This is a genomic window from Psychrobacter sp. AOP5-GZ1-6 (assembly GCF_052376345.1).
Taxonomy (GTDB): domain Bacteria; phylum Pseudomonadota; class Gammaproteobacteria; order Pseudomonadales; family Moraxellaceae; genus Psychrobacter.
Map to the genome: position 1 here is coordinate 1 of NZ_JBQSVP010000103.1, position 11533 is coordinate 11533.

Annotated in this window: 10 protein-coding genes; 4 read left to right on the forward strand and 6 right to left on the reverse strand. The window is 41.7% G+C overall.

Going from position 1 to position 11533, the window contains the following annotated elements; all coding sequences use genetic code 11:
* Positions 1-244: 244 nt before the first annotated feature.
* The 4 genes from ACT3RN_RS11780 to ACT3RN_RS11795 all read right to left on the reverse strand — a co-directional run bounded on the left by ACT3RN_RS11780 (position 245) and on the right by ACT3RN_RS11795 (position 3680).
* A complete protein-coding gene (locus ACT3RN_RS11780; protein WP_442440187.1) occupies positions 245-1294 on the reverse strand; it encodes an NADP-dependent oxidoreductase in 1050 nt (349 codons plus the stop codon).
* Between the two features lie 161 nt (positions 1295-1455).
* Complete coding sequence (locus ACT3RN_RS11785; protein WP_442440186.1) at positions 1456-2667, reverse strand: iron-containing alcohol dehydrogenase; 1212 nt, start codon at positions 2665-2667, stop codon at positions 1456-1458.
* 167 nt (positions 2668-2834) lie between these two features.
* Positions 2835-2978 carry a hypothetical protein gene (locus ACT3RN_RS11790; protein WP_444518666.1) on the reverse strand — a complete coding sequence of 48 codons (144 nt, stop codon included), beginning with the start codon at positions 2976-2978 and terminating at the stop codon, positions 2835-2837.
* 93 nt (positions 2979-3071) lie between these two features.
* Positions 3072-3680 (reverse strand): TetR/AcrR family transcriptional regulator, encoded by a 609-nt coding sequence (locus ACT3RN_RS11795; protein WP_192519938.1) that lies wholly within the window; start codon positions 3678-3680, stop codon positions 3072-3074.
* A gap of 425 nt (positions 3681-4105) precedes the next feature.
* Here ACT3RN_RS11795 and ACT3RN_RS11800 point away from each other — a divergent pair, with 425 nt between their 5' ends.
* Entirely contained in the window at positions 4106-5590 is a 1485-nt protein-coding gene (locus ACT3RN_RS11800) for an aldehyde dehydrogenase family protein (RefSeq protein ID WP_192519937.1), read from the forward strand.
* Between the two features lie 128 nt (positions 5591-5718).
* Here the strand turns inward: ACT3RN_RS11800 and ACT3RN_RS11805 are convergent, their stop codons facing one another.
* On the reverse strand, positions 5719-5952 hold the full coding sequence (locus ACT3RN_RS11805) for a hypothetical protein (protein WP_192519936.1): 234 nt from the start codon (positions 5950-5952) through the stop codon (positions 5719-5721).
* A 154-nt stretch (positions 5953-6106) separates the two neighbouring features.
* On the opposite strand from ACT3RN_RS11805, the gene ACT3RN_RS11810 reads away from it, so the two are divergent.
* The 3 genes from ACT3RN_RS11810 to ACT3RN_RS11820 all read left to right on the forward strand — a co-directional run bounded on the left by ACT3RN_RS11810 (position 6107) and on the right by ACT3RN_RS11820 (position 9585).
* Positions 6107-7537 (forward strand): DASH family cryptochrome, encoded by a 1431-nt coding sequence (locus tag ACT3RN_RS11810; protein WP_192519935.1) that lies wholly within the window; start codon positions 6107-6109, stop codon positions 7535-7537.
* 228 nt (positions 7538-7765) lie between these two features.
* On the forward strand, positions 7766-9022 hold the full coding sequence (locus tag ACT3RN_RS11815; RefSeq protein ID WP_192519934.1) for an NnrS family protein: 1257 nt from the start codon (positions 7766-7768) through the stop codon (positions 9020-9022).
* A gap of 59 nt (positions 9023-9081) precedes the next feature.
* Complete coding sequence (locus ACT3RN_RS11820; protein WP_192519933.1) at positions 9082-9585, forward strand: Rrf2 family transcriptional regulator; 504 nt, start codon at positions 9082-9084, stop codon at positions 9583-9585.
* Positions 9586-9682: 97 nt separating this feature from the next.
* Here ACT3RN_RS11820 and ACT3RN_RS11825 read toward each other — a convergent pair whose 3' ends face one another.
* A complete protein-coding gene (locus ACT3RN_RS11825; RefSeq protein ID WP_444518667.1) occupies positions 9683-11422 on the reverse strand; it encodes a tetratricopeptide repeat protein in 1740 nt (579 codons plus the stop codon).
* Positions 11423-11533: the final 111 nt, after the last annotated feature.

Here is an 11533-nt window from a genome sequence, read left to right on the forward strand (position 1 = left end):
TATTCATTCACATTGAAAGTTAATTTTTATAGATAAATAAAAAGCCAAAACGTAGATGCTGTATATAAACAGATGTTCTACATAAATAAGTCGTCTTAAAGCAGCAAGTGATGACTGCTAAATGATGACTGTTATAACTGTATCTAGATAACTGCATCTAAATAACAGTATCTAGGTTTCAGGCTTAATATTCAGTTGTCAAAATCAGTATTTATGTTGTTAAGTGGTGAGGGCCTAACGCAAATTACTTAACGTCAGCAACTTTAACAACAGTTTTACCAAAGTTTTTGCCTTCTAGCATATCAAAGAATGCTTGCGGCGCTTGTGCCAAGCCATCTGTTTGATGTTCTTTGGTTTTGATGTCACCTGACTCCACCCATTGACCCATGGTTTTTAAGAACTCAGGATAATGATCGCCATATTCTTCAAAAATAATGAAGCCTTTCACGGTCAGGCGGTTGGCCAATATTTGACCCATTAGCATACCCAGACGGTCTTTGCCATCAGGTAAGTCGGTTGCGTTGTACTGTGACACTAGGCCGCACACAGGAATGCGTGCATGTGCGTTTAGTAATGGCAGTACGGCATCGAAGACTTTACCGCCAACGTTTTCGTAATAAATGTCAATGCCATCTGGACAAGCTGCTTTTAGTTGTTCGGCGAAGTCATCCGCTTTGTGATCGATACAAACATCAAAGCCAAGCTCATTGACTGCAAACTCACACTTTTCTTTGCCGCCTGCCACACCCACGGCACGTACGCCTAACTTTTTGCCCACTTGTCCGACAGTCGCACCAACAGGACCAGTCGCTGCGGCCACCACTAGGGTTTCGCCTTTTTGCGGCTTACCGATGTCAGTTAAGCCCATGTATCCGGTAAATCCTGGCATACCTAGTACACCTAGACCATAAGAAGGGTGTGGCATGTTTTTATCAAGCTTTAGAACGCCTTCGCCGTCACTGACGCTATAGTCCTGCCAGCCAGAACCTGATACCACCAAGTCGCCTTCGACAAAGCCATCAACATTAGACGTGACTACTTGGGCGACTGTACCGCCAGTCATGACGTCGCCGACTTGTAATGGGTCGGTATAGCTTTTGGCATCGCTCATACGTCCACGCATGTAGGGGTCAAGTGATAGATAAACGGTACGCAGAAGCATTTGCTTGTCATTAGGAGTCGGAATCTCTCCAGTTTTTAGCTCAAAATTATCACTGGTTGGTGCGCCATGAGGACGGCTGGCTAGTGTGATTTGGCGGTTAATTTCTTGGTTCTGATTATTATCAAAGCTCATTTTATTATCCTTTTTAATTATTGGTTTTAGCGTTTTTATTTAAATCGAATTATTTTAGATTGTGGTTTTGGTTCTGATTACGATATAGCAACTACTCATTGCTGAGTAGCTACTATGAATAGCACAACTATATGTATTTGTTCTTACTGAGCTGTTACTTATTAAGATGCTTTGCTAGTAACGGCGCGTTGCAAGATATGGCGTGATACCTCTAAATCGTTAGCACCATGTTCGCCCAGTTTTACCATGTTATGAGCTTCGAGCTGCTTGATAATTGGATCAATGGCTGATTCAGTCAAGTCAGCGTCTTCTAAGCTGACTGGCAAGCCCAAGTCGCGGAAGAAGTTTTCCGTGTAAACAATGGCGGTTTCAATAATGGTGTCATCATCTTGATCGGTGTCAGTGATATTCCATACATTACGAGCATATTGGAGCAGCTTTTCTTTTTTGCTTTCTTTTAACTCACGCATAACTGGTGGCAATAAGATGGTTAAGGTGCGAGCATGGTCAATCGCATGCAATGACGTTAATTCGTGACCGACCATGTGTGTTGTCCAATCTTGTGGCACACCAGTACCGATTAGACCATTAAGTGCCATGGTCGCTGTCCACATGATGTTTTTGCGGGTTTCTAAATTGTTTGGATCCTGCTTAACCACTAAGCCTTCTTCGATAAGGATTTTCAGCAAACTTTCAGCAAATGCGTCTTGCACCTTTGCATTAACAGGATAGGTTAGGTATTGCTCAATCACGTGAACGAAAGCATCAGCTACGCCGTTCATGACCTGACGTTCAGGTAAAGTTAGCGTCTTAGTAGGATCTAAAATTGAGAATTTAGGAAAGGCAAGCGCATTATTAAAAGGGAGTTTTGCTTGACGTTCGCTATAGTTGATCACACCGCCCGAGTTCATTTCAGAACCAGTTGCTGGGATAGTTAGTACTGCACCCAAGTCAATCGCAGAGTCGATATCTTTACAGTAGCCAGTCAATGCATTCCATGCTTGTTCACGTGAGACAGTACCGTCTTCTTCAGCAAGTGACGATACCAATGCAACAAATTTGCTGCCATCAATCACTGAACCACCGCCAACAGGAAGCAGAAAATCAATATTGTGCTCATTGACCATATCTGCCGCTTTTAGCAATGTAGTGAACTCTGGGTTGGCTTCAATACCGCCGAATTCGAATACGGTACGATTGCCGTTTGCTGCCAATGCTTCTTTAACTTCATCCAATGTACCAGTGCGTTGTGCTGAACCACCACCATAGGTAATAAGGACGCGGGCGTTAGTAGGCACTAAGTCTGATAATTGTTTGATTTGTTCTTCGCCGAAAACGATACGTACTGGATTGTAATATTGAAAGTTATTCATGATATTCCTAAGCTTTGTTAAATATTGATTGGATGCCGAATTAAAAAATTATTTATTAGTGAGTTCGTTTCTCACATTTGCGTGCATTGTAAATATAATTAGACCGGTCGTCTAGTAATTTTTACAAAACTCTCTCATAACTTTATTATTAAGTAGGGGTTCAAAAATTATAAGGGCTGTGTAATATTTTTGGTGTTGGTGTTGGTGTTGGTGTTGGTGTTGGTGTTGGTGTTGGTGTTGGTGTTGGTGTTGGTGTTGGTGTTGGTGTTGGTGTTGGTGTTGGTGTTGGTGTTGGTGTTGGTGTTGATCATCAATGTGCTTTTCAAGACACCAATGTTTCCTCTAACATGTGAATGCTAAAGTAGGAGTAGACATTTAGAAATGGCGAGTATGTGCCTAGAGCGCTAACGTCCTAGCTGTGATGTGGTCATTTGCCATACTTCAGCAAGTGGGGTATTGGTTTGGCTAATTTTGGCAATTAAGCTGGCACCAAGCCAAGAAAAATACCACCGCTTCGCTATGCTTTCAGCAGCAATATTATCAGGCTGTGGCACAGAGCCATCTACCCAACCAGCTTTGATTTGGTCACCAAGCCAGTTAATAGTTTGTTGATAGCCTGCGTTTAGCGCGATGCGCATAGGCTCTGACATATCAGCCACTTCAGCGCTGAGCTTAACCACCAAGCATTTTTCGTGGTCGCAGCCATTCTGCTGAGTGTCATACCAATTTTGAAAATAGTTATATAGCTTTTGCTGTGCATTAATATTCTGCGCGCCGATGATGTCTAGTCGTGTCTTATATAGGCTAAAATAATGATGAATGATTGCTTCACCAAACGCTTCTTTAGACGCAAAGTAATGGTAAAAAGAGCCTTTAGGCACACCCGCTGTATCTAATATCTGCTTAAGACCAACGGCAGTAAAGCCTTTGTGTGCGATAAGTTGATAACCAGTTTCGAGCAAGTGGACTCTAGTGTCTGATGTAGCGATAGGTGCTTTTGTGATAGTAGACATAGAAATGATGTTCTCCTTGGAACTTCATAATAATAGAGTTATTAATTTTATTTGGGTGTCATATTGAGGACGTATTTTAATAGTATTTATAAATGTGCGTTACGTTTTATCAACAATATTTACGAGCAAAGCAGTCTTGTTTTATTAGTTGCTATGTTAGCATTAGACCAGTCGTCTATCAAGTTGCGTTTTAGGCCAGCTAGTCATTAGATTCCTTATCAGTTAAGCAGTTAGTTAAGTAGTCAGGATGATAAGGAGTATAACAATGAATAGTGCCTAACAGTGAGTTTAGATGTGCTGTTTATAAGAGGCTTTCTATGAACGAATTTCTCTAAGTAAGTGTTTTGTTCAATATTTTGATAATAACTTTAAAATCAATACTAAAACTAAATGTCAAACATAACAAAGTAAAAATAAGGATAATTATGTCAGCTAATGATACCAAAACCAGTGCTTACAGCGATTTTCATCTTCAATACATCGCAGGCACGTGGCAAAAGGGCAAAGACGAGAGCGTCAATACCAATACAAACCCATATAACGGTGATTCGCTTGTAGAGATTCAACAAGCAACAGAGGCACAATTAAATGAAGCCTACGATGCAGCGACCACAGCCCAAATAGAATGGGCCAAGCAAACACCAGCGGATCGAGCAGCGGTACTCTACAACGTTGTAAATATACTAGATCAGCGTCAAGACGAGATTATCGACTGGCTAATTAAAGAATCGGGCAGTACTCGTGTCAAGGCAATGGTAGAGCTCAGCACTGCACGCGCCATTACGCTAGAGGCAGCCACTTTTCCTAACCGTGTGCATGGTGAAATTCGTCCATCCAACACCCCAGGTAAAGAAAACTTTATTTACCGAGAACCTATCGGGGTGGTTGCCGTTATTAGTCCGTGGAATTTTCCGCTACATTTGACTCAACGCTCTATTGCGCCTGCATTAGCACTTGGTAATGCCGTGGTGCTAAAACCTGCTAGCGATACGCCTGTGACAGGTGGTTTGCTACTTGCGAAAGTATTTGAAGAAGCAGGTCTACCAAAAGGTTTGCTCAATGTGGTCGTTGGCTCTGGTAGTGAGATAGGTGATGCAATCGTTGAACACAAAGCGCCAAGTTTAGTATCGTTTACTGGGTCGACCTCAGTTGGCAAGCACATCGGCGAGCTGGCCAATGGCGGCGATTATATCAAAAAAGTCGCCCTTGAGTTGGGTGGTAATAGTCCATTTGTTGTGTTGAAAGATGCTGATATCGATCAAGCGGTAAAAGCAGCAGCCTTTGGCAAGTTCTTACACCAAGGTCAGATTTGTATTGCGATCAACCGTATCATTGTCGAAGATGCACTATACGACGAGTTTGTGACGCGCTTCGTTGACCATGTCAAAACCCTACAAGTGGGTGATCCAAACAAAGCAGAAACAGCCGTTGGCCCAATTATCAATGAAAAACAAGTCAAGTCGCTAAAAGACAAAATCGCCAAAGCACAAGAAGAAGGTGCCAATATGATTCTGAGTGGCGAGATAGAGGGTCAGGTCGTGCCGCCGCATATTTTCACTGAGGTGACACGTGAGATGGATTTGTCACGTAACGAAGTATTTGGCCCGTTGGTCGGTATCATTCGTGCCAAAGACGAAGATGATGCGTTGTCCATCGCCAATGACTCTATGTACGGCTTATCAAGTGCGGTATTTACGCAAGATTTGACTAAAGGTTTACGCTTTGCACGTGGTATCAAAGCTGGCATGACACATATTAATGATATCTCGGTGAACGATGAAAGTAATACGCCATTTGGTGGTGAGAAAAACTCAGGTATCGGACGCTTTAATGGCGAATGGGTATTAGAAGAATTCACCAGACTGCACTGGATTTCTGTACAAAATGAGCCACGTGAGTATCTATTCTAAAAGTGCCACTTTATAATTACTGTAAACTGATATGTGAATCATAAAAAAGACCGCTATATAGCGGTCTTTTTTATGGATGAGATATAAATAATGACTATCTGAATTAAATACCCTCCAGATAAGCCTTTTTATTTATTATGGTGAAAACCAAGTAAGCCTTCAATCTCTTCAACCGTTATGCGTCTGACAAGTGCTTGCTCTTCTACTGACAAGCGATTGGTATGTTCTTTTATCATGGTGTATATACTGCGAGAGATTTCGGCTGTCGTGGCGTAATACATTTGAGGCTGCTCTTTGGTCAGTCTCATTAAAAACTTATTGATAATTTTACGCTTTTCGTCCGGTGCGTTTTCTTCAGTCATATTATTCTCCTAGGGAACAATCATTTCATCAGGTAGCTCATATCAGTTATTTAACACGCTTTATACTGTATGCCGTATTTTAAACCATTATAGTTTGGGCTAAGCGATTAAATGATGTATTTAAGTATATGAGAGCCAAAATGGAAACTAAAATATGTTAAATCAGCAATCAGATATTTTACCAAACAAGCTAGTAGATAAAAAAGCAGTATTGGTATTGTTTCATAACGATTTGCGTGTCGATGATAACGCGACTGTGAGCAAAGCGGCGACATTGGCTAAAAAAGATGATGGGTCACTACTGTGTGTTTATGCTGACTCGTTGGCGCGTAGCATTGAAGCTTCTAATGTCAGCCAAACCAACGAGAGTCAAGCATATCAATTCGATGAGATGGGTGCTGCACGCGCGCAGTTTTTGGCAGAGAGCTTGGCTGATTTAGATGAGTCACTACAACGTCTTGGCAACAGCTTGCTTTATCTAACATCACGCCAGCCATCGCAACCGAACGGTGAGTCGACAACGAGCACCTTTGCTCAATTGTGCCAGCTGATAGAGCGTCAGCACGTTACAGATATTTGCGTCAGCGACACGGCAGACTATGCGCAAAACCAAATCTATGCGCTTTTACAAGAAAAACATCCAAAAATAACATGGCACAGCCAATCGACAAACACATTGTTTGCTACGTTACCGACAGAATACTTACCCAAGAGCTTCACCCAGTTTCGCAAAAAAGTAGAAGCAACGCATCATTTATTGACTGCTGCAGATGATGTGGTTTTGAGCAGCGCGCCATCGTCATTGCCAGCATTACCTGACAACCTACTCAATGAAGCGGAGGATAACACTCTGTTCTTCAAAAACTATCAGTTTGAACAGCAGTTATCTGAGTTTAAAGGCGGGGCAGCGAGTGCGTTAACCCATGTTAATGACTATTTTGGGTCTGACGCACCCAGTACTTACAAAACCACCCGCAATGCTCTTGACGATTGGACAAGCTCTACCAAGTTTTCGGCTTGGCTGGCGAACGGGTCGTTATCGGTCAATGTATTGCTCAACCGCTTGCGTGAATATGAGCGAGACACTGTCGCCAATGACTCAACATATTGGATTTGGTTTGAGCTACTGTGGCGTGAGTATTTTTACTGGTATGCGCTGACCCATCAGCAGCGGCTATTTTGGTTTAAAGGCATTGCCCAGCAGCCACCAACGACCAGTTTTGATAGGACACGCTTAGAACAATGGAAAACCTGCACCACGTCATATCCTATTGTTAATGCGTGTATGAAGCAGTTGCTGCAAACTGGCTACATGTCTAACCGTGGGCGACAAATCGTGGCCAGCTGCTTCATTCATGAATTGGGACTAGACTGGCGTTATGGCGCGACGCACTTTGAGCAACATCTGATTGATTATGATGTGGCGAGTAACTGGGGGAATTGGCAGTACCTGGCAGGGGTAGGTGCTGACCCAAGAGGATGTCGTCAGTTTAATTTGGCCAAACAAACCCAGCAATATGATCCGAGTGGTAGCTTTATTCATAAATGGCAAGGTGATAATACCGATGATTATGTACTAAGCTAACCTTAGCGTTGCTGATAAATTTTTAAAGATTTTTATATTGTCTTGTTCGCTCAGTACGCTCTGAATGTTTAAAAAATAAGAAGCTACCATCTTGGTGGCTTTTTTAACACCTGCTGTTTGAGATGCGGCTGCTAGCTAAGAATATTGCATAATTTATAACATTCATTTAAAATGAATGTTATAAATTATTTTATTAACACCCATCAATATATTTATAAGAAGACAGCCATGCAAGCTATCAATTTGCCCAGTAAACCGCCAAGCGCACCGCATCCTATTCTTAATTTGGGTTTTCGCTTATTTTTTAGTGCAGGGGCCATATTTGCTATTGTCACAATGGCACTATGGGCATTTGTATTTACCGGTCATACGGATATTAACGCCCAGGTATTGAATCCATTGTATTGGCATGGTCATGAAATGATCTATGGCTATGCACTAGCGATTGTAGCGGGGTTTTTATTGACAGCGGTAAAGACTTGGACAGGCGTAATGATGCCTCATGGCTATAAATTGCTCGGTATTTTTGCTTGTTGGTTATTGGCACGCTTGGGTTGGTTGCTATTTGGGTTGGGTATTGATGTTGGATTTGGGTCAGGCGCTGGATTACTATATGTAGCGGCAGCGTTTGATTTGTTATTTATGGGCTTGATGGCTTTTGTAATATGTCGAGCAGTCTGGCAGGTGAAGCAATATAAGCAGATGGGTATTTTGGCAAAGCTGATACTATTAACCTTAGGTAACGGTTTATGCTATTGGGGTGTCATTAATGCAGATATGAATGTGACCAAGATAGGTATTTATCTTGGGTTTTACTTAGTTATTGGTTTAGTGTTGACTATTGGTCGGCGAGTTGTGCCTTTCTTTATTGAACGAGGTCTTAGTACGACTGATGATAAAGGCGTTGTACAAACCGTCACATTGTATAATAGTAAAATACAAGATGTCGCCAGTTTATTATTGTTTTTAGCATTTTTTATCGTTGATTTATTTTATCCTAATCCGTACTTTTTGACTGTGACAGCGCTCGGCGTGGCAAGCGTGAATATCGTCCGTTTGATAGGATGGTATCACCACGGCATCTGGAAAAAACCATTACTGTGGTCGTTATATGTCGCGTTTTTGGGAATGTGCTTAAGCTTTATTTTGTACGCACTGCAACCTTGGTTAGGTTATTCCCATAGTGTGGCGGTACATGGGCTTGCGATTGCGGGTATTGGTATGATGACCGTGGCGATGATGACGCGGGTCTCACTTGGGCATACTGGGCGTAGTATTCATCAACCGCCCAACCTAGTCAATCTGATGTATGCGTTTATGGTATTGGTGTTTATCAGTCGGGTATTGTTACCATTGGCGGATATGAGCCACTATCTATTATGGGTTATGATTGCCCAAGGTGCGTGGATTGCCTGTTTTGTGTTATTTTGCATCAGCTATTTGCCAATGCTGGCACGCCCTAGACCTGATGGGTTGTTTGGTTGAACAGCTAGTGTTTAAGCAGAGAGTGGTTAATAAGAAGATTAGAATTGGAGTGTTCGTAAATGAGATTGACCAACTATAGTGACTATGCGCTACGCTCACTGATTTATTTGGCTGTGAGACCAGATCCGTCACTGTTAGCCAATATCAGCGATATTGCTGATAGCTATGGCATCTCTAAAAGTCATTTGACTAAAATCATACACCAGTTAGGGCAGCTGGGATATATAGAGAGTATCCGTGGTAAAAATGGTGGTATACGGCTGGCACGCTCACCTAATGATATTAATTTAGGTGCGTTGATTAAACAAATAGAGCCTGATTTTGATTTGGTAGAGTGTTTTGCTGTACCAGTGAACAAGGATAAAGATCCTCAGTCAAAAGGTCTACCAGTCGCCTTTATCGAGGAAGAGGCAGACAAACCGATAGGCTGCGTGATTACGCCAGTATGCCAACTCAAGAGTGTCTTTTCTGAAGCGTTAACGGCTTTTATAAAGGTTCTTGAACGCTATACACTAGCAGATATTATCAATAATGAAGATGAGCTGGCGGCTTTACTATCATAAATGCTTGGTGCTTTATACTGTCCTAAAGTCCTAAAGTCCTAAAGTCCTAAAGTCCTAAAGTTCTAAAGTTATAGCTAAACTTGGTCAATGAGGTTGGTTAATCGGTATTGGCACAAAATTCACATTCTAATAAACTATTTAACGCCAATAAATTTTGTTGTGCTGTTGCATCTCCTTGACTTGCTGCTTTTTTGTACCAAAAGAGCGCTTTATTATTGTCGATAGCAACGCCTTCGCCTTGTTGGTACATCCATCCGAGGTTGTTTTGTGCTGATGCAAATTCTTGCTCGGCGGCTTTTTGAAAAAAACTCATTGCTTTGTCATAATCTTGGACAACACTGCGTCCATCACGGTACATGACGGCAAGATTATATTGAGCTTCTACATATCCTTGATCCGCCGCTTTTTTATACCATTTAAGTGCTAGTTCATGGTTTTTGGTCACATCGATACCGTCGCTATATAGTTTGCCAAGAACAAACTGTGCTTTAGCAAACCCTTGATTCGCTGATTTTTTAGCTAACGAAAGGGCTTTGGTAAAATCTTTTGGCAAAGCCTTACCTTCGGAGTAGACAACGGCTAAGTGGTATTGAGCGGCAGCATTTTCTTGTTCAACTGCTTTTTTATACCAAGCAAGTGCTTTGACGTAATCTTGTTCGAGGCCTGTACCTGTGTAGTACATAGAGGCAAGGCTGTCTTGGGCTTTTGCATAGTTTTGCTTGGCTGATTCTGTGTACCATTCAGCTGCTTTACTATCATTTTGACAGACAATCTCTCCATCCTGAAACATAGCAGCTAATTCATACTGGGCTTTTTTATCACCTGCGTTTGCGGCATGTTGAGTGCTTGCGAATTCTGCGTTTGGTATATAGCTATCTTTACAGAGCCCTTTTTTTTCACGATTTAGATGAATTAGATTGTTACGCGCCAAGGCACTGCCTTGAGCGATGGCTTTTTGAAACCATTCGCTGGCTTTATCATAGTTCTGAGGTACGCCTTTTCCTTCATAATAAGCCCAACCAAGGTTGTTTTGTCCCATAGCTTCTCCCTGTTCAGCTGATTTTTGATACCATACAAGGGCTTTATCATAGTTCTGAGGTACGCCTTTTCCTTCATAGTAAGCCCAACCAAGATTGCTTTGGGCCAGTCCATAGCCTTGCTCAGCGGATTTTTGATACCATGCAAAAGACTTGGTATAGTCTTGTGTGACACCCCGACCATGAAAGTACATTGAGGCAAGGTTGTTTTGAGCTTTAGCTTGACCTTGCTTAGCTGCTTTTTCATACCATTCGATAGCTTTGGCATAATTTTGAGGGGTGCCAATACCGTTTTCATACATAGTAGCGAGTTGGGTTTGAGCATTTTTATGCCCTGTCAGTGCTACAGTATAAATATCTTTAAATAATGAAATGGGGTCACTAGCATTGCTAGGATCACCAAATATAACAATGTCTTCGCCATTTAGCATGTCAAGGTTTTGCTGCGCTAAGGTATGACCTTGGTCGGCAGATTTTTGAAACCATTGTATGGCTTGCTTACGGTCCTTCTCAGTGCCAACACCTTTAAGGTACATCAAGCCAACAGTGTTTTGGGCGTCAGCATGACCTTTATAAGCCGCTTTTTCTAACCATTCATAGGCCTTGCTATAATCTTGCTCAATATTTTTGTTCTCACCAGTATAGTAGAGTGTTCCAAGGTTATACTCATCTGTACCATTTATCTGTTGCGTTGAACTTTGGTTGCTTATCAAATCTGTATCGCAGGCACTGAGTATCAAACAAGAAGCTAAGCTTAAGATAAGCGCTTTATAAGTAATTATCTGTTTTAGCGTTGGCAATTTTTTATCCTTTGGACGTAAAGGTGTTTTTATTTTTGAGTACTACTATCAAGTTAATAATCAACTTAGGTTGGTATTTTAGCTAGTATGTTGTATGTTTAAAAGTATAAA

What these genes read in the sequence shown, in the direction of transcription:
- ACT3RN_RS11805 (WP_192519936.1), bottom strand. Translation starts at nt 5,952, where the DNA reads ATGACTGAAGAAAACGCACCGGACGAAAAGCGTAAAATTATCAATAAG.
- ACT3RN_RS11780 (WP_442440187.1), bottom strand. Translation starts at nt 1,294, where the DNA reads ATGAGCTTTGATAATAATCAGAACCAAGAAATTAACCGCCAAATCACA.
- ACT3RN_RS11800 (WP_192519937.1), top strand. Translation starts at nt 4,106, where the DNA reads ATGTCAGCTAATGATACCAAAACCAGTGCTTACAGCGATTTTCATCTT.
- ACT3RN_RS11820 (WP_192519933.1), top strand. Translation starts at nt 9,082, where the DNA reads ATGAGATTGACCAACTATAGTGACTATGCGCTACGCTCACTGATTTAT.
- ACT3RN_RS11810 (WP_192519935.1), top strand. Translation starts at nt 6,107, where the DNA reads ATGTTAAATCAGCAATCAGATATTTTACCAAACAAGCTAGTAGATAAA.
- ACT3RN_RS11815 (WP_192519934.1), top strand. Translation starts at nt 7,766, where the DNA reads ATGCAAGCTATCAATTTGCCCAGTAAACCGCCAAGCGCACCGCATCCT.
- ACT3RN_RS11795 (WP_192519938.1), bottom strand. Translation starts at nt 3,680, where the DNA reads ATGTCTACTATCACAAAAGCACCTATCGCTACATCAGACACTAGAGTC.
- ACT3RN_RS11790 (WP_444518666.1), bottom strand. Translation starts at nt 2,978, where the DNA reads ATGATCAACACCAACACCAACACCAACACCAACACCAACACCAACACC.
- ACT3RN_RS11785 (WP_442440186.1), bottom strand. Translation starts at nt 2,667, where the DNA reads ATGAATAACTTTCAATATTACAATCCAGTACGTATCGTTTTCGGCGAA.